We start from the raw sequence: 17,408 nt of genomic DNA, 5'->3' as shown, positions 1-17,408 counted from the left end.
TGTAGCATAAAGGCTCCGGTGCGTTGACACCGGAGCCTCTCAGATTAACGCGGCAGGGCGGTTCCCCATTCGCGCCACTCTTTCGGTTCGCTTTCAAGCAGCAGGAAGTGTTTGCCCGGCTGCGCTTTCGGCGCCAGCGGCGTACCCGGCGGCGTGGCAAACGCGATACCGCCGCGAATGAACTGGTTGAAGGTGCCGGTTTTCACCACGCCTCCCGTCAGGCCAAAGTCCAGCGAATAGCCGGATGCCAGCCAGAATACCGAGTTATTACGCACCAGGTGCTGGTAGCGTTCGCTGATGCGTAATGCCACCATCACGCGGTCGGAAAGCGTACCGAGCGTCAGGCCCGTGACCGTACCCACTTCAATGCCGCGGAACAGTACCGGGGTGCCGATGCTCAGCGAGCCCGCTTCCGGCACTTCCACCACGATGCTCAGGCCGCCAAGGTAGCGCGAGTCGGTGATTGTGGCTTCCTGCAGCTCGAAATCACGACGGGCATTGCCCTGGCCTGGCTCCACGTTGATGTACGGCTGCAAAATGGTGTCGAGATGCTCAACGCCCGCGGCCGAGATCTGCGGCGTGACCACCGAGAAGCGCGAGCCGGTGCGGGCAAAGGTCTGCACATATTCCGGGTAGAGCACTGCGGTGGCCTGCACCTCGTTACGCGAGGTAATTAGCGTCAGCTTCTGGATCTGCCCGATATCAATGCCCAGATAGCGGATTGGCATGCCTTCCGCCAGCTTACCGGCATCAAACGCGTGCAGGGTTATCTGTCCACCCACGGCACGCGCAGCGGTTTCGGACGGGAAGAGAATACGTTTGTCACCTTTACGCAGATTCGCGCCCGCGCCGCTGAGGTTATCGAAGCTAATCGCCCCGCGCAGCGCGCGCGACAGCGGGGAGGCCTGCACGGTCAGCCCGTTACCGTTAAGCTGAACTTTCGCGCCGCCTTCGGCCCAGAAGACGCTGTTTGGCGTCAGCAGCTTGCGGTACTCCGGCTTGATGTGCAGTTCGATATCGAACGCATCCGCACGCGGGCGAACGGCGATCACTTCCCCGACTTCAAACTTGCGATACAGCACCACGGATCCCGCCTGTACGTCCGGCAGCGTCTCGGCGCTCAGCGTCAGCGTGGTGGTAGGAAGATCGCTCAGGCTGTTTTCAATCGCTTTCTCCAGGTTGGCATACAGCGGATAGCTGTCGCGCACGGGGCCTTTGTCGCCAGGCAGAATGCGGATACCGCCGTTAACCCATTCGCTGGCGCTGGCACCGAGGAACTCCACGCCGTCCAGACCCACCTTCACGTCGACGCGACTGTTCACCACGAATTTACTGTCACCGTGCACCAGGTCGCTGTATTGCGGATCGATAGCGACCGAGAACGTCACGCCATCCGCGGAGAGCTTACGCTCCAGCACCTGACCGACCTGCACGCCGTGTAAAATCAACGGCTGACCGGCTTCAATCCCATAGCTCTCTGGCGCATTCAGGGTAACCGTCACCACGCCCGGCTTTTGCAGCAGGGCTTTATCCGCCGGGGCAATCACGAAGCTGTTGCTGGGCTCACCTTCACCCGGGATCAGCTCAAAGGTATTGCCGGTCAGCAGCGTGCTGAGGCTGGTATCGTTCAGGGAGATCTTTGGACTGCGCATTTCAATGCGCGTTTTCTCACGCAGGAGATCGACCACGCTCGGATCGACCGTCATTTCGCCGGTGACCGAGCCGCCCGGGTTGAGCGTCATTTTGGTGAGCTGACCAACCTGCAGCCCCTGATACATCAGCGGCGTTGAGCCCGCTTTTAGACCTTTAGCATCGGGCAGGGCGAGTTTAACGATCACGCCGCGCTGGCTGTGCGCCAGGTCGGCGTACAAGCCAAATGAATCATCAGCGGTGGCAGGGCTTGAGTTTTCCGGGGAGTCAAAGGCAATGGCGCCATTCACCAGCGCGGCCAGACTCTCCAGCTTCACTTTCGCACCGCTCAGGCTGAGGTCCGCATCCACGCCGGACACGTTCCAGAAGCGGCTGCCTTTTTTCACCAGATTGGTGAAGCGACGTTCGATCAGCACGTCGATGGTGACGCCTTGTTTATTCGGATTGATCGCGTAGTCGTATACGCGCCCAACCGGGATCTTCCGGAAATAGACCAGGGAGCCACTGTTCAGGGAACCGAGGTCCGGCGCCTGGAGATGAATCATCAAATCGCCGTTATTGAGGCGGTATTTGGGCTGTGTATCCAGAGCCACAAAGTGATCCTGCGGTTCGCCTTTGCCCGGCATCATGCCGATATAGTTACCGCCCACGAGCGCATCCAGCCCGGACACGCCGGCCAGAGAGGCTTTTGGCGTCACCAGCCAGAACTGCGTTTCGCTGCGCAGGGCATCCTGCATGTCAGATTTGATACTGACCCGTACCTGAATTTTGTTCAGCCCTTTTCCAAGGGAGATGTCCTGAACCGTACCGACCTCAACCCCCTGGAAGCGAACGGGCGTTCGTCCGGCGACGATGCCGTCGGCGGTCTGGAAATCAATGGTGACCGTACTCCCGCGATCTTCATAGCTTGTCCAGATGAGCCAGCCTGCAATCATCAGGGCGATGACGGGCAGCAACCAGAATGGCGAAATGCGGCGTTTTGTTTTAATTCTCGCTTCAGTCGGCGAAGCGGGGGTTTCCTGACTCATGTGCATCCCAAAGTAAGCGGCTATCCAGCCATTCCACAGCAAGAATAGTCAATATCACCGCAGAGCCGAAATAAAAAGCCGCGGGTCCCATTGTAAAAGCAAGTAACTGATCGCGATTGATGAGCGACATCATCAGCGAAATCACGAACAAATCTAACATTGACCAGCGGCCAATCCAGGTGACGAACCGCAGAAGCAGAATGCGGGTTCGCAAACCTTGTTCACACTTTAAGTGAATGCTGATGAGCAGGGTAATCATCACCACCACTTTGGTAAAGGGAACCAGGATGCTGGCAATAAAAACGATCGCCGCCACCCCGACGTTGCTGTGCGCAAGGGAGATAATCCCGGAGAGGATAGTATCCTCCTGGCGTCCGCCATTCACGTAAATGATGGAAATCGGCAGCATATTGGCTGGGATCAGAAACACCAGGGAGGCGATCAGCGCGGCCCAGCATTTTTGCAGGCTGTTGTTGCGCCGCAGCCGTAATGGAATGTGGCACCGCGGGCAGCGTCCGCGCGGGTCGGGCAACCCGGTATAGTGGCATCCCAGACAGACGCGAAGATTATCATCGGGGCGCGTGGCGGGGCGCTGAGGGTAAAAACGCTCCCAGAGCTGCTCAACGTTCAGGTGGATCAGCGTCAGGATGCTCAGCAACACCAGACAGATGAAAGCAAAGAGGCCGACGCCGGGCTGCAAAAAGGCGTAGTCCTGGACTTTTATTGACGCAACGCCCACGCCGACCAGATAAATATCCAGCATCACCCACTCTTTGAGCTTATCCAGCATCAGCAGCACCGGGCGAAGGTTCATGCCAAGAATATTGCCAAACCAGAGATAGGCAATGGCGGCAACCAGCACCAGCGGTGCGCCAACGGTGCAGAACAGCACCATGGCAGCAGTGATGGGATCGCCCTGACGGGTCATCTGCCAGATACCCTGCAGTACGTTGGCGTCAATGCGCACGCCAAGCAGGTAGAGTTTCAGCAGCGGTTCGCTCCAGGCGAAGGGCATCAGCAGCAGCATGGTGACGGCCATGGCGGCGAGACGGGTTAGCGACCAGTCGCGGCCATCGCGAATTTTCGCGTCGCAGCGCGGACAAAAGGCACTTTGGTGCGATTTCATCTTCGGCAACATAAAAAGCGTATCGCACTGGGGGCAACGCTGATAATGTGCACGTGGCAAAGCTTCGCTTACCGTATGGACAGTTATCTTTCTCGTCGGCGTAATTTTGGTTGTTTTTAAGGCCATCAGCTGCGCACAAATAAGTATTGTTGAAAGTTATAATAACTCATGAACGGATTCATCTTGAGCATGAGCGCATTTAATGCTTATTTTAATAGGCTATGCGGTAATTTTGTAAGACAACTAAGTGATTGAATAATGAACAAAACAGAATTCTACGCGGATCTGAACCGCGATTTTAAAGCATTGATGGCGGGTGAGACCAGCTTCTTAGCCACTCTGGCAAATACTAGCGCATTGCTGTTTGAACGTCTCTCTGACGTAAACTGGGCCGGCTTTTACCTCCTGGAAGGTGAAACGCTGGTGCTTGGCCCGTTCCAGGGCAAACTGGCCTGCGTGCGTATTCCGGTTGGGCGTGGCGTATGCGGCACGGCGGTGGCCGAGAATCAGGTGCAGCGTGTGGAAGACGTTCATGCGTTTGACGGGCACATTGCCTGTGATGCAGCCAGTAACTCTGAAATCGTTCTGCCGCTGGTGGTCAAAAATCAGATTATTGGCGTTCTGGACATCGACAGTACGGTCTTCAGTCGCTTTACAACCGAGGACGAACAGGGGCTGCGCGAGCTGGTGGCGAATCTGGAAAACGTACTCGCAGCAACCGATTATCAAAAATTCTTTGCGAGCGTCGCAGGATAATCAACGGATAACGTAGCATTTACTGATAGCGTCATTATAATGACGCCTGTTCATGCCTGCGCTTGTTGGCAACGTCCGTTGTAATCAGGAAATTTCATGGAAAATCAACCTAAGTTGAATAGCAGTAAAGAAGTTATCGCATTTCTGGCCGAGCGTTTCCCGCAGTGCTTCAGCGCGGAAGGTGAAGCTCGTCCCCTGAAAGTCGGTATTTTTCAGGATCTGGTGGCGCGTGTTGAAGGGGAAATGAACCTCAGCAAAACTCAGCTGCGTTCCGCCTTACGTCTTTATACTTCGAGCTGGCGCTACCTGTACGGTATCAAACCTGGCGCGACCCGCGTGGATCTCGACGGCAACCCTTGTGGCGAGCTGGACGAGCAGCACGTTGAGCACGCGCGTAAGCAGCTTGAAGAAGCCAAAGCACGCGTTCAGGCACAACGTGCCGAGCAGCAGGCGAAAAAACGCGAAGCCGCAGCGGCAAACGGCCAGGAAGAAGCGCCTCGTCGCGAGCGTAAACCACGCCCTGCGCCGCGTCGTCACGATAATAACGATCGCAAACCGCGTGCAGACAAACCAGCAGCAAAAGCCCCGCGTGCCCCTCGTGAAGAGCCGCGCCATACGCCGGTTTCTGACATTAACGCCCTGAGCGTGGGTCAGGCACTGAAGGTAAAAGCGGGTAACAATGCTATGGACGCCACCGTAATGGAAATCACCAAAGATGGCGTTCGTGTACAGCTGACTTCTGGTATGTCAATGATTGTACGCGCAGAACACTTGTTGTTCTGAAACGGAGGCCAAGCCTGGCATGAACACTTTTTTTAAGCTCACCGCGCTGGCGGGCCTGTTTGCAATAACAGGCCACGCTTTTGCAGTGGACGATATCACGCGTGTTGATCAAATTCCGGTACTCAAGGAAGAGACGCAGCACGCGACGGTGAGCGAGCGCGTGACCTCACGTTTTACCCGCTCGCACTATCGTCAGTTCGATCTCGATCAGGCCTTTTCGGCCAAAATCTTTGACCGCTATCTGAACTTGCTGGATTACAGCCATAACGTTTTGCTCGCCAGCGATGTCGAGCAGTTCGCTAAGCGAAAATCCGAGGTGGGTGACGAGTTGCGTTCAGGCAAGCTGGATCTGTTCTACGATCTCTACAACCTGTCGCAAAAGCGCCGCTTCGAACGCTATCAGTACGCGCTGAAAGTGCTGGAACGTCCAATGGACTTCACCGGCAACGACACCTTCAATCTGGACCGCAGCAAAGCGCCCTGGCCAAAAGATGAAGCCGAGCTGAATGCGCTGTGGGACGGCAAAGTTAAATACGACGAACTGAGTCTTAAGCTGACCGGCAAAGACGAAAAAGAGATCCGTGACACCCTGACGCGTCGTTACAAATTTGCCATTCGTCGTCTGGCCCAGACCAACAGTGAGGATGTTTTCTCGCTGGCCATGACCGCCTTTGCGCACGAAATCGATCCGCACACCAACTATCTCTCACCACGCAACACTGAACAGTTCAATACCGAGATGAGCCTGTCTCTGGAAGGTATCGGCGCGGTGCTGCAGATGGACGATGACTACACGGTGATCAATTCGATGGTCGCGGGTGGCCCGGCATCTAAAAGCAAAGCGATTAGCGTAGGCGATCGCATTGTGGGTGTAGGACAAACCGGCCAGAACATGGTCGACGTGATCGGCTGGCGCCTCGATGACGTGGTCGCACTGATCAAAGGTCCGAAAGGCAGCAAGGTTCGTCTGGAGATTCTGCCTGCCGGTAAAGGCACCAAAACCCGTATCGTTACCCTGACCCGCGAGCGTATCCGTCTGGAAGACCGCGCGGTGAAAATGTCGGTGAAAACCGTGGGTAAAGAGAAAGTTGGTGTCCTGGATATTCCTGGCTTCTACGTGGGGCTGACTGACGATGTGAAAGTTCAGCTGCAGAAGCTTGAAAAGCAGAACGTCAGCAGCATTATCATCGACCTGCGCAGTAACGGCGGCGGGGCGCTGACGGAAGCGGTTTCACTCTCTGGTCTCTTCATTCCATCGGGTCCTGTGGTTCAGGTGCGCGATAACAACGGTAAGGTCCGTGAAGATGCTGATAACGACGGTGTGGTCTACTATAAAGGCCCGCTGGTGGTCCTGGTTGACCGCTTCAGTGCCTCCGCGTCTGAAATCTTTGCCGCTGCTATGCAGGACTATGGCCGCGCGCTGATTGTCGGTGAGCCAACCTTCGGGAAAGGCACCGTTCAGCAGTATCGCTCTCTGAATCGTATTTACGATCAGATGCTGCGTCCGGAGTGGCCTGCACTGGGCTCGGTTCAGTACACCATTCAGAAATTCTACCGCGTGAACGGCGGCAGTACGCAGCGTAAGGGCGTAACGCCGGACATCATGATGCCGACAGGCACGGAAGAGACGGAAACCGGCGAGAAGTTTGAAGATAACGCGTTGCCATGGGACAGCATCAATGCCGCTACCTACGTGAAAGCGGGTGATATGACGCAATTTGGCCCTGAACTGCTGAAAGCGCATAACGACCGCATCGCGAAAGATCCGGAGTTCCAGTACATCATGAAGGACATTGCGCGGTTCAATGCCCTGAAAGATAAGCGGAATATTGTTTCTCTGAACTACGCACAGCGTGAGAAAGAGAACAACGAAGACGATGCAACCCGCCTGGCGCGTATCAACGATCGCTTCAAGCGTGAAGGTAAGCCTCTGCTCAAGAAACTGGACGATCTGCCTAAAGATTACCAGGAACCGGATCCGTATCTGGACGAGACGGTGCATATTGCTATCGACCTGGCGAATCAGGAAAAAGAGAAACCTCCCGTACAGCCCGCTCCGGCAAAATAACCTCCCAACAGGCACAAGAAATTGTGCCTGTTTCTTTTTGTTCTTCATCCTTCCGTCAGTCAGATTTCCAATTGTGTAAAGTTGTGTCTTTCTGGTGACTTACGCCCGCCGGATGCTTGAAAATAGCCGCAATACCCATACGATGTGGGTAATCGCATAGTGCGTTTTGTTAAACTGAGGTAAAAAGAAAATTATGATGCGAATCGCGCTCTTCCTGCTCACCAACCTTGCGGTCATGGTGGTTTTCGGGCTCGTGCTAAGCCTGACGGGAATTCAGTCGAGCAGCGTTCAGGGTCTGTTGATTATGGCGCTGCTGTTTGGTTTTGGTGGCTCGTTCATCTCCCTGCTGATGTCGAAGTGGATGGCACTGAAATCGGTGGGTGGTGAGGTTATTGAACAGCCGCGTAACGATATGGAACAGTGGCTGATGAATACGGTGGCTCAACAGTCCCGTCAGGCCGGGATCGCCATGCCGCAGGTGGCGATTTACCATGCCCCGGACATCAACGCTTTTGCCACGGGCGCCCGTCGCGATGCGTCGCTGGTGGCCGTCAGCACCGGATTGCTGCAGAACATGAGCCGTGACGAAGCCGAAGCGGTTATTGCCCACGAAATCAGCCATATCGCCAACGGTGACATGGTGACCATGACCCTGATTCAGGGCGTGGTGAACACCTTCGTGATCTTCATCTCCCGTATTCTGGCGCAGATTGCGGCAGGCTTTATGGGCGGCAACCGCGACGAAGGTGAAGAGAGCAACGGCAATCCGCTGATCTACTTCGCCGTTTCGATGGTTCTGGAACTGGTATTCGGTATTCTGGCCAGCATCATCACCATGTGGTTCTCTCGTCACCGTGAATTCCACGCGGATGCCGGCTCTGCGAAGCTGGTTGGTCGTGAGAAGATGATTGCCGCGCTGCAGCGCCTGAAAACCAGCTACGAGCCGCAGGAAGCGAACAGCATGATGGCCTTCTGCATTAACGGTAAATCCAAATCGCTGAGCGAGCTGTTTATGTCTCACCCGCCGCTGGATAAACGTATCGAAGCGCTGCGCAGTGGGGAATACCTGAAGTAACGCTAAGAACCCTAATAAGCCGGGCAGGAGAACACTCCGCCCGGCTTTTTTTATGCCTGAATCCTGGGCTGGGTCACGCGCAGGCCGCTGATGACCGCCGCGAGGGAGGCAAGGGCACCCGCGGTGAGAAGCGCTATGTGGTTACCGTTTTGTCCGGCGAGGTTAAACATCAGGGCGACAAGCGCCGCTCCGCTGCTTTGCCCCAGAAGGCGCGCGGTCCCCAGCATGCCGCTGGCACCTCCGCTGCGATGGCGCGGCGCGGCGGTGATAATGGTGTGATTGTTAGGGGACTGAAACAGGCCAAACCCCGCGCCGCACAGGATCATGCGCCAGATGATGTCCAGATCGGTTGGCGATGACGGTAGCAGAGCCAGCGCGAAAAGGCCTGTCGCCATCACCGCCAGCCCCAACGCTCCCAATAAACCGGCATGAACGCGTTCAATTAAATAACCTGCCAGCGGTGCCATCACCATCGTCGCCAGCGGCCAGGGGGTGAGCAGCAGCCCGGTTTCCACCTCTGAACGGCCAACTACGCTCTGCAGAAAGAAGGGCAGAGAAACCAGGGCCAGCATCTGGGCGCAGAACGAGCAGACGGACGTGCAAATGGAGAGGGAAAAGAGGGGAATACGCAGCAGATCGACCGGCAGCAAAGGAACGGGCAGGGTGAGCTGGCGGCGTACAAAGAAGAAGCCGATTGCCAGCAGGGCGATGAGCTCCGCGGCGGTAAGCATCAGAGATTGTCCCTGCGCAAAGCCGCTCAGCGCCGTAATCAGCAGGCCAAAGGTCAGGGCATTCATCACCGCACTCGCCACGTCGAAGCGCGGCATGCTGCTTTTGGGACCGTTAGCGGGAAGAAAGCGCAGGGCAAAGAAGATGGCGACGATACCCAGCGGCACGTTAATGGCGAACAGCCATTGCCATGACGCAACGGAGAGAATAGCTGCCGCTATCGTTGGCCCGGCGGCGGAAGAGACGGCGACAATAAACGAGTTTATCCCCATGCCGCGCCCCAGATGACGTTGCGGATAAATCAAGCGGATCAACGCCGTATTTACGCTCATCAGCGCCGCGCCGCCAAAACCCTGCGCTATGCGCGCAAGCGTCAGGGTATGCAGTGAATCTGAAAGGGCACAAAGCAGAGAGGTAAAAGTGAAAACTACCAGGCCGCACTGATACACCCGACGGTAACCGAACATATCGCCCAGGAAAGAGAACGAGAGCAGGGAAACCACAATCGCAATCTGATAGGCGTTAACAATCCATATCGAACTGGCGGGAGAGGCGTGCAGGTCGCTGGCAATGGTTGGCAGAGCAACGTTCGCGATTGCGCCGTCAAGGACGGCCATTGAGATACCGATAATGATGGTCGCTATTGCGCCATACCGCTGGGGTAAAGGCAGGCCATCGGAAAGATTTTTTTCCATTAGGATTAAAAAAGCTCAGCGTGAAATTATTCTCCTGGTAACTATTTTAGCATTGTTACAGCCGCGATATGTCGCAGATTTGTAACGAAGTAAACGCGGATTGATTGCAGGTGACATGACGGGAACTTATAATAAAAACCGGTTCTGATTTTTATAAAACACTTTCTATGAGGTGGTAAATGGCTATTGCGGATTTGGATAAACAGCCAGATTCTGTTTCTTCCGTGCTGAAGGTGTTTGGCATCTTACAGGCGCTGGGAGAAGAGCGTGAAATAGGTATTACAGAGTTGTCGCAGCGCGTGATGATGTCAAAAAGCACCGTGTATCGCTTTTTGCAAACCATGAAGTCGCTGGGTTACGTTGCCCAGGAAGGCGAATCTGAAAAATACTCTCTGACGCTGAAGCTGTTTGAGCTGGGTGCCCGTGCGCTACAGAATGTTGACCTGATCCGCAGCGCTGATATTCAGATGCGTGAAATCTCTCGCCTGACCAAAGAGACCATCCATCTCGGCGCGCTGGATGAAGACAGCATTGTTTACATCCATAAAATCGACTCCATGTACAATCTGCGCATGTATTCGCGCATTGGTCGTCGCAACCCACTCTACAGTACCGCTATTGGTAAAGTTCTGCTGGCGTGGCGCGATCGTGAGGAAGTGAAGCAGATCCTCGAAGGCGTGGAATACAAGCGCAGCACGGAACGAACCATTACCAACACGGACGCGCTGCTTACAGTGCTCGACCGCGTGCGCGCGCAGGGGTATGGCGAAGATAACGAGGAGCAGGAAGAAGGGCTGCGCTGCATCGGCGTTCCGGTATTTGACCGCTTTGGCGTGGTGATCGCGGGCTTAAGTATCTCCTTCCCAACCTTACGCTTCTCCGAAGAGCGTCTGCATGAGTATGTGGCTATTCTGCACACTGCCGCACGTAAAATTTCTGAGCAGATGGGGTATCACGACTACCCGTTTTAATCCCTGCTGGCAGAAAAAAACGCCGCATCTGATGCGGCGTTTTTTGTTTGTCATTCACCAGGGTGATTAGCCATTATCAATGACGACGGATGTTTTACGCAGTACAGGACATTGGGTTAAGCCAACGATCCCACTGTCAGTATGCAAATACTGGGCAGTGCTCATTCCTTGTGCTGTTAAATATTTGCACTGAATGCCTAGCCCGGCTGCGTTTTCGGTGCTCCCCACGAGCACGCCATAGCCCGTTAACAGAAGGCCAATCCAGACAAGGGCCAGTGCAATAATTGTTCGAATAATGAATCGCATCATTACCTCTTTTATCGTTGTTATCGTAATGCTAGCGTAAAGTGTTTACGCGATGAAACAAGTGCAGGATTCTTAAAAAAAGCGCGATGGAGGCACAGTTAGTCCTTGTTTAAGATAAGCGTGATAATCTCGTTACATCAGGTCCTTAGACGGAGTGTGGAGTGAAAAAAATACGCTGGGTAATTCTGATTATCGTGCTGATAGCGTGCGTGGTGTTATGGACACAGACGATCAATGTGATGTGCGATCAGGATGTACAGTTTTTTAGCGGCGTTTGCGCAATAAACAAGTTTATTCCATGGTAGTAGACATTTTTTCTCAACGTGATTTCCTTCCTTCGCGCCAGTGGTAAAATAGACGTTTTTATTGAGGTGGTGAAATGGGTGAGTTACTGAATTCAGGGCTGCTGAATATAGCATCCCTGATGATTTCTTTGGTTGTTCTGCTTGTGGGGCTGGTCATCTGGTTTTTCGTGAACCGCGCCAGTTCCCGTACTAACGAGCAGATCGAACTGCTGGAAGCGCTGCTCGATCAGCAAAAACGTCAGAATGCGCTGCTACGCCGTCTGTGTGAGGCTAACGAACCGGAAGAGAAAGACGCGCCGAAAGACGCGGTCGCTGAAGATAACAAAGACGAAGACGACTTTATCCGCCTGGTGGCTGAGCGTTAATCTTTTTGTCCTGGGAGGTGGCTGTGGTTTGGAAAAATCCCTGGTATGACCCCTCCCTGAAACATCACACCCCGAACGGTTTTCGTAATACCTCTCCTGTCGAACATCAACCCGGCGACCTTGACCGCTGGCGTAAAGCGCGTAAAAAGGCCGGTTTACCGAAGCCGCCCGCGCTGGGTTATGAAGACTTTATCCGTCAGTGGTGGCAACCTGTTGAGCTAACGCAACCTCAAGAAGATGGGGTATGGTGGCTCGGACACGCGAGCGTGTTGCTGCAGCTGGACGGCAATATCATCCTTACCGATCCGGTGTTTTCACGGCGCGCTTCTCCGCTGCCTTTCCTGGGGCCACAGCGTAAGACACCCCCCGTACTGTCTGTCGAGCAACTTCATCAGCTGGATGCGGTCGTTATTTCCCATAATCATTACGATCATCTTGATGACGCAACCATTCGACGAATCCTCAAACGCTTTCCCGACGTCAGTGTTTTTGTGCCTTTGGGCCTGGCCGACTGGTTTCGTCGCCGGGGAGCAAAACGCGTGGTCGAACTCGACTGGTGGCAGAGTTTTACCTGGCAGGGAATGACGCTGACCGCCGTACCGGCACAGCACTGGAGCATGCGCACGCCATGGAACCGCAATCGTTCCTTATGGTGCGGCTGGGTGATGGAAGGACGGCATCACCGCTTCTGGTTCAGCGGTGATACGGGGTATTCGCCCGAGCTGCTGTTGATACCTGAACGCCTGGGCCAGATAGATGCCGCCGCGTTACCGATTGGTGCCTATGCCCCACGATGGTTCATGGCTGTCCATCATATGGATCCGCAATCTGCGGTGGCATTGTGGCAGCAGCTGGGCTGTCCTGTGGCGTTCCCCATTCACTGGGGCGTGTTTGAACTTGCAGATGAAGCCTTAGATGAACCTGTGCAGGAGTTAACTATCGCGCTCGATAATTTAGCATCAGTTAATCATTCTTTCAGGATACTGAAAATTGGTGAATATTTATCCTTATAAACGAAGCGATAAATTGTTGCATATATTGTTGATGTAAACGCGCGCAGGAATGTTTTATTTTTATCGAAACGTTTTGCTTGCCTTCTTTTGATGCAGAGTCATAAAAATTTCATTATTTTGGTGCATAACGCTGTTTATTAACTGGTGCATTTTAATACAGCCGGGCACCGGTTATTAACACTGTTTTTTCTCTGAAACAATTTGGTCGCGTTACAATGATTTAAGCATAAGTTTTCACAAATTGTTCTAACTCAATCAAGACGTAAGATTTCTTTTACCGGTTGCTGGACGCTTCGTTAGGATTGAGCTATGTTAAAAAAGTCTTAGATTACAGCGGTCGTGAAAACAACGCTGGGTCTTTGTTACGCAGCAGAGCTGTCTGTATGTGATGCGCATAATTGTGCAAAACCTGACAGGCACTGTTCGAATTTGTGCGGCGGATCGAGACATGTTTAAAAATGGCTTGCCATATTAAACATAGTGTGTGATAACACGTTTTGGGTCAAACGAGGTACAGTTCTGTTTATGTGTGGCATTTTCAGTAAAGAAGTCCTGAGTAAACACGTTGTCGTTGAATACCGCTTCTCTGCCGAACCTTATATTAGTGCCTCATGCAGTAATGTCTCAGTTTTATCTCAGTTAATGCCTGCGGGCTAAGAAAACACTCTAAGGAATTTTGCAAAATGGCAAAGATTAAAGGTCAAGTTAAGTGGTTCAACGAGTCTAAAGGTTTTGGTTTCATTACTCCTGCTGACGGCAGCAAAGACGTGTTCGTACACTTCTCTGCAATCCAGGGTAACGGCTTCAAAACTCTGGCTGAAGGCCAGAACGTTGAGTTCGAAATTCAGGACGGCCAGAAAGGCCCAGCTGCAGTTAACGTAACTGCTATCTGATCGAACCGCTGCTGACTGAAGCGCTTAGCACTTCACTCTCAGACATAAAGCCTCGCATAACGCGGGGCTTTTTTATGTCCCTAATCTTTCAAAATATTACCATTCGCGGTCTCGTTATTAACTTGTTGCAAAGCTGCGAGGTTAGTAGCACTGTTTTGCCACCCTAACCCCATCTTTTCCCGTTAAATCAGGGCGTTGTTTTACAGCCCTGGGGTTCAGGTGAAGAAGACATTGATAACAGCAACTGGAAATTTCACGCCGGCGCGTTTTGTGCTGCTCTGTTTAGCGATTTTTTGTAGTCTGGCTTTTTTGCTGGGCCGCGTTGCCTGGCTGCAAATCATCAAGCCTGACAATCTGGTGAAGCAGGAAGATATGCGCTCCCTTCGCCAGCTGTCGATTGATGCGCCGCGTGGCATGATAATGGATCGCGAAGGTCGCCCCCTGGCGGTGAGCGTGCCCGTCCGGGCCGTCTGGGCCGATCCTAAAACGGTGCTGGCAAAAGGGGGCGTTGGCGTTGATGAACGCTGGCAGGCGCTGGCAAACGCGCTGCATCTGTCCCTGGGCACGCTCTCGGCGCGAATCAACGCCAACCCGCAGGGCCGTTTTATTTATCTTGCCCGTCAGGTCGATCCGGCACAGGCAAAGTGGATCGATAAGCTCAATCTGCCCGGCATCAATTTACGCGATGAATCCCGCCGTTTTTATCCTGCCGGCCATGTTGCAGCGAACCTGATTGGCTTCACCAATATTGACGGGCAGGGCATTGAAGGCGTGGAAAAAAGCTTCAACGCGCAGTTGACCGGCAAGGCCGGAGTGCGGCAGGTAAGGGAAGACCGCTACGGCCGCGTGGTTGAGAACCTGACGGAAGTGGCACCCGCACCGGCGCATAACATCCAGTTAAGTATCGACGAGCGGCTGCAGACCATCACCGAAGATGCGCTCGATAATGCCGTGGCCTGGAACAAGGCCGAGTCCGGGGCATCGGTATTAATTAATATCCCAACCGGGGAAATCCTCGCCATGGCGAGCTATCCGGATTTCAACCCCAATAACCGGGAAGGGGCGACGATAAACGACTTTCGCAACCGTGCGATCAGCGATACGTTCGAACCCGGTTCGACCGTCAAGCCGCTGGTGCTGATGACGGCTCTGCAGCAGGGGCTGGTCCAGCCGGACAGCGTGATTGACACGCACCCGTATACACTTGACGGGCACCGTATTCGCGACGTGGGCTTTTACCCTGAGCTGACGATGACCGGGATCCTGCAAAAATCGAGCGATACCGGCGTGTCACGGCTTTCGCTGGCGATGCCTGTCCAGCATCTCATTGACACCTATCGCAACTTTGGTTTTGGCACCAGTACGGGGCTTGGCTTAACGGGGGAAAGCTCAGGGCTGTTGCCCCAGCGTAAATACTGGAGCCAGCTCGATCGCGCGACCTTTGCCTTCGGCTACGGGCTGATGGTAACGCCGCTCCAGCTGGCCCACGTCTACGCCACGATTGGCGGGTTCGGGCTTGAGCGTCCGCTCTCCATCACCCGCATCGATCCCCCCGTTATCGGGCACCGCGTCATGCCGGAAGAGATTGCCCATGAAGTGGAGCACATGATGGAGAGCGTTGCGCTGCCGGGCGGCGGAGGGGTTAAGGCCGCCGTTCGTGATTACCGGGTGGCGGTGAAAACCGGTACGGCGAAGAAAATTGACGATAGCGGGAAGTATGTCGATAAATACGTCGCCTACACCGCGGGGGTTGCACCTGCCAGCGATCCGCGCTTTGCCCTGGTGGTGGTCATTAACGATCCGCAAAACGGGGCCTACTACGGCGGGGCCGTTTCCGCGCCTGTCTTCAGTGAGATTATGGGCAACGTGCTGCGTCTGGAGAATGTGAAACCTGACGGGTTACCGGCGGGTTCCGATCACCTCATCGTTATGCGTTAACCGGACGTTTATAACCTGGGCGAATAGCGGTACACTTCGCCCTTTGATTATGCTCCGGAGTCACCATGTCCTTCAGCTGTCCCCTTTGCCACGCCCCCCTGACGCACTCAGATAAAAGTTATACCTGTCCGCAGGGGCATCAGTTTGATATGGCAAAAGAAGGCTACGTGAATCTTCTGCCGGTGCAGCATAAGCGCTCCCGCGATCCAGGCGATAGTGCAGAGATGATGCAGGCGCGCCGCGCGTTTCTGGATGCCGGGCACTATCTGCCGCTGCGGGAGGCAGTCGCGCAGATGCTGAATGACATTCTGCCGGGGTCAGCCACCGCCGTGCTCGATATCGGCTGCGGAGAAGGGTACTACACCGCACGGTTTGCAGAGGTTGCTCGTGAGAAGAGCGCACAGACATTCGGTCTGGACGTGTCGAAAGCGGCCATTCGCGCGGCGGCAAAGCGTTACGCCGACGTGACGTTCTGCGTGGCATCCAGCCACCGGCTGCCGTTTGACGATGCCAGCATGGACGCGGTCATCCGCATTTACGCGCCGTGTAAGGCAGAGGAGTTGGCGCGCGTGGTGAAGCCTGGCGGATGGGTGGTCACCGTGACGCCGGGCCCGCGTCATCTGATGGAGCTCAAAGGGCTGATCTACGACGAAGTGCGTCTGCATGCCCCGCATTCGGAACAGCTGGCCGGTTTTACCCTGAAGCAAGCGGAATCGGTGGCGTACGAAATGACGCTGAAAGGGGAAGAGGCCGTCGCGTTATTGCAGATGACGCCGTTCGCGTGGCGGGCAAAACCGGAGGTGTGGGAAACGCTAGCGGCACATTCAACATTTCGCTGCCAGACCGACTTCAGCATCCACGTCTGGCAGCGCGAAGACTAACCGGCGAAGTGCGCCCAGAGGATCTGGGCACCAATACCAATTAGCACAATACCGCCCAGGATCTCGGCGCGTTTACCCAGAAGCGGGCCGATAAACCGTCCGACCATCATGCCCAGCGTGGACATAATCAGCGTTGCACAGCCAATAGCCAGCGCGGTGGCGATAATATTGACCTGCAGGAATGCCAGACCGACACCGACGGCCATCGCATCAAGGCTGGTGGCGACGGCCGTGGTGACCAGCAGCCAGAATCCGTGGCGATGCTGCGGCTCCACGTCTTCTTCATCACCTCCGCGAAAACCTTCAATGACCATTCGGCCTCCGAGGAACGCCAGCAGGACGAAGGCAATCCAGTGGTTCCACTCCAGCACGAACTGGCTGGCGAGCATGCCAAGTCCCCAGCCGATAAGCGGGGTCAGCGTTTCGATAGCGCCAAAAATCAGGCCGGTACGCAGGGCTTCAGAGAATTTAGGTTTGTGAAGCGTGGCGCCTTTTCCGATGGAAGCAGCGAATGCGTCCATGGACATGCCAAAAGCGAGAAGGATCGTAGCGGAGATATTCATAACAGCGTCCAGACCGGGGATATCCATATGACACATCACTGCCCCCAGTAAACAGCAGTTGATGTATCTATGGTCTCGCCTGATCGCAATGCACATAAGATGTGCGGTAAGCGATCCGTACGCGCCACGTTTTTCAACGAGTATGTTGACACGTACATTTCCTGCGAACAGGAAATCGGCTACTCCCCAACGACGGGCGCAACCTTAACATATTTTGAGAATATAAAACAACAATGAAGAGACATTATTTAAAATGCTTATTG

General features: G+C 54.5%; 16 protein-coding genes, 1 pseudogene and 1 riboswitch. Of the genes and pseudogenes, 12 read left to right on the top strand and 5 right to left on the bottom strand.

The window, feature by feature from the left end; translation table 11 throughout:
- Window positions 1-44: 44 nt before the first annotated feature.
- Together V1587_RS15895 and yebS are read right to left on the bottom strand one after the other, a co-directional pair.
- On the bottom strand, window positions 45-2,678 hold the full coding sequence (locus tag V1587_RS15895; RefSeq protein ID WP_371898669.1) for an MlaD family protein: 2,634 nt from the start codon (window positions 2,676-2,678) through the stop codon (window positions 45-47).
- On the bottom strand, window positions 2,647-3,930 hold the full coding sequence (gene yebS, locus V1587_RS15890) for a membrane integrity lipid transport subunit YebS (protein WP_371898668.1): 1,284 nt from the start codon (window positions 3,928-3,930) through the stop codon (window positions 2,647-2,649). The genes V1587_RS15895 and yebS overlap by 32 nt, the downstream gene beginning before the upstream one ends.
- 132 nt (window positions 3,931-4,062) lie before the next feature.
- Here yebS and V1587_RS15885 point away from each other — a divergent pair, with 132 nt between their 5' ends.
- From V1587_RS15885 to htpX, 4 genes are all read left to right on the top strand, one after another.
- A complete protein-coding gene (locus tag V1587_RS15885; RefSeq protein WP_008500476.1) occupies window positions 4,063-4,560 on the top strand; it encodes a GAF domain-containing protein in 498 nt (165 codons plus the stop codon).
- A gap of 96 nt (window positions 4,561-4,656) precedes the next feature.
- Complete coding sequence (gene proQ / locus V1587_RS15880; RefSeq protein WP_371898667.1) at window positions 4,657-5,343, top strand: RNA chaperone ProQ; 687 nt, start codon at window positions 4,657-4,659, stop codon at window positions 5,341-5,343.
- 19 nt (window positions 5,344-5,362) lie between these two features.
- Complete coding sequence (gene prc, locus V1587_RS15875; protein ID WP_371898666.1) at window positions 5,363-7,411, top strand: carboxy terminal-processing peptidase; 2,049 nt, start codon at window positions 5,363-5,365, stop codon at window positions 7,409-7,411.
- 193 nt (window positions 7,412-7,604) lie between these two features.
- Window positions 7,605-8,486 (top strand): protease HtpX, encoded by an 882-nt coding sequence (gene htpX / locus V1587_RS15870; RefSeq protein ID WP_014884290.1) that lies wholly within the window; start codon window positions 7,605-7,607, stop codon window positions 8,484-8,486.
- Window positions 8,487-8,536: 50 nt separating this feature from the next.
- Here the strand turns inward: htpX and V1587_RS15865 are convergent, their stop codons facing one another.
- On the bottom strand, window positions 8,537-9,910 hold the full coding sequence (locus tag V1587_RS15865) for an MFS transporter (RefSeq protein ID WP_371898665.1): 1,374 nt from the start codon (window positions 9,908-9,910) through the stop codon (window positions 8,537-8,539).
- 179 nt (window positions 9,911-10,089) lie between these two features.
- Between V1587_RS15865 and kdgR the strand changes: the two genes are divergently transcribed.
- Window positions 10,090-10,881, top strand: coding sequence for a DNA-binding transcriptional regulator KdgR (gene kdgR / locus V1587_RS15860; RefSeq protein WP_371898664.1), 792 nt, complete (start codon window positions 10,090-10,092; stop codon window positions 10,879-10,881).
- 66 nt (window positions 10,882-10,947) lie between these two features.
- Here the strand turns inward: kdgR and V1587_RS15855 are convergent, their stop codons facing one another.
- Window positions 10,948-11,187, bottom strand: coding sequence for a YobH family protein (locus V1587_RS15855; RefSeq protein WP_371898721.1), 240 nt, complete (start codon window positions 11,185-11,187; stop codon window positions 10,948-10,950).
- A 161-nt stretch (window positions 11,188-11,348) separates the two neighbouring features.
- Between V1587_RS15855 and mgrB the strand changes: the two genes are divergently transcribed.
- From mgrB to rlmA, 7 genes and pseudogenes are all read left to right on the top strand, one after another.
- Window positions 11,349-11,492: a PhoP/PhoQ regulator MgrB gene (gene mgrB, locus V1587_RS15850; RefSeq protein ID WP_006175995.1), complete on the top strand. Its 144-nt coding sequence runs from the start codon at window positions 11,349-11,351 to the stop codon at window positions 11,490-11,492.
- Between the two features lie 74 nt (window positions 11,493-11,566).
- Window positions 11,567-11,857 carry a YebO family protein gene (locus V1587_RS15845; RefSeq protein ID WP_024909723.1) on the top strand — a complete coding sequence of 97 codons (291 nt, stop codon included), beginning with the start codon at window positions 11,567-11,569 and terminating at the stop codon, window positions 11,855-11,857.
- Window positions 11,858-11,880: 23 nt separating this feature from the next.
- Window positions 11,881-12,870, top strand: coding sequence for an MBL fold metallo-hydrolase (locus tag V1587_RS15840; protein ID WP_371898663.1), 990 nt, complete (start codon window positions 11,881-11,883; stop codon window positions 12,868-12,870).
- 525 nt (window positions 12,871-13,395) lie between these two features.
- Window positions 13,396-13,540, top strand: a pseudogene (locus V1587_RS15835) (DUF2627 domain-containing protein).
- Window positions 13,541-13,553: 13 nt separating this feature from the next.
- A complete protein-coding gene (cspE, locus tag V1587_RS15830; RefSeq protein ID WP_001062678.1) occupies window positions 13,554-13,763 on the top strand; it encodes a transcription antiterminator/RNA stability regulator CspE in 210 nt (69 codons plus the stop codon).
- A gap of 219 nt (window positions 13,764-13,982) precedes the next feature.
- Window positions 13,983-15,701: a peptidoglycan glycosyltransferase FtsI gene (ftsI, locus tag V1587_RS15825; RefSeq protein ID WP_371898662.1), complete on the top strand. Its 1,719-nt coding sequence runs from the start codon at window positions 13,983-13,985 to the stop codon at window positions 15,699-15,701.
- 65 nt (window positions 15,702-15,766) lie between these two features.
- Window positions 15,767-16,582, top strand: coding sequence for a 23S rRNA (guanine(745)-N(1))-methyltransferase (gene rlmA / locus V1587_RS15820; protein ID WP_371898661.1), 816 nt, complete (start codon window positions 15,767-15,769; stop codon window positions 16,580-16,582).
- On the opposite strand, the gene mntP is transcribed toward rlmA, so the two are convergent.
- Window positions 16,579-17,145: a manganese efflux pump MntP gene (mntP, locus tag V1587_RS15815; protein ID WP_371898660.1), complete on the bottom strand. Its 567-nt coding sequence runs from the start codon at window positions 17,143-17,145 to the stop codon at window positions 16,579-16,581. The two genes, rlmA and mntP, sit on opposite strands and share 4 nt — an antisense overlap.
- 10 nt (window positions 17,146-17,155) lie before the next feature.
- A riboswitch (yybP-ykoY riboswitch) is annotated at window positions 17,156-17,345 on the bottom strand.
- Window positions 17,346-17,408: the final 63 nt, after the last annotated feature.

The sequence above is a fragment of the Enterobacter sp. ECC-249 genome, assembly GCF_043965265.1.
GTDB lineage: Bacteria > Pseudomonadota > Gammaproteobacteria > Enterobacterales > Enterobacteriaceae > Enterobacter > Enterobacter quasiroggenkampii.
This window is presented reverse-complemented; position numbering and strand designations above follow the sequence as displayed.

Excerpts from the sequence above, each read along its gene's own strand:
- mntP (WP_371898660.1), bottom strand. The coding sequence starts at position 17,145 with ATGAATATCTCCGCTACGATCCTTCTCGCTTTTGGCATGTCCATGGAC.
- yebS (WP_371898668.1), bottom strand. The coding sequence starts at position 3,930 with ATGGCCTTAAAAACAACCAAAATTACGCCGACGAGAAAGATAACTGTC.
- proQ (WP_371898667.1), top strand. The coding sequence starts at position 4,657 with ATGGAAAATCAACCTAAGTTGAATAGCAGTAAAGAAGTTATCGCATTT.
- htpX (WP_014884290.1), top strand. The coding sequence starts at position 7,605 with ATGATGCGAATCGCGCTCTTCCTGCTCACCAACCTTGCGGTCATGGTG.
- prc (WP_371898666.1), top strand. The coding sequence starts at position 5,363 with ATGAACACTTTTTTTAAGCTCACCGCGCTGGCGGGCCTGTTTGCAATA.
- rlmA (WP_371898661.1), top strand. The coding sequence starts at position 15,767 with ATGTCCTTCAGCTGTCCCCTTTGCCACGCCCCCCTGACGCACTCAGAT.
- V1587_RS15845 (WP_024909723.1), top strand. The coding sequence starts at position 11,567 with ATGGGTGAGTTACTGAATTCAGGGCTGCTGAATATAGCATCCCTGATG.
- cspE (WP_001062678.1), top strand. The coding sequence starts at position 13,554 with ATGGCAAAGATTAAAGGTCAAGTTAAGTGGTTCAACGAGTCTAAAGGT.
- V1587_RS15895 (WP_371898669.1), bottom strand. The coding sequence starts at position 2,678 with ATGAGTCAGGAAACCCCCGCTTCGCCGACTGAAGCGAGAATTAAAACA.
- V1587_RS15885 (WP_008500476.1), top strand. The coding sequence starts at position 4,063 with ATGAACAAAACAGAATTCTACGCGGATCTGAACCGCGATTTTAAAGCA.
- V1587_RS15865 (WP_371898665.1), bottom strand. The coding sequence starts at position 9,910 with ATGGAAAAAAATCTTTCCGATGGCCTGCCTTTACCCCAGCGGTATGGC.
- V1587_RS15855 (WP_371898721.1), bottom strand. The coding sequence starts at position 11,187 with ATGCGATTCATTATTCGAACAATTATTGCACTGGCCCTTGTCTGGATT.
- kdgR (WP_371898664.1), top strand. The coding sequence starts at position 10,090 with ATGGCTATTGCGGATTTGGATAAACAGCCAGATTCTGTTTCTTCCGTG.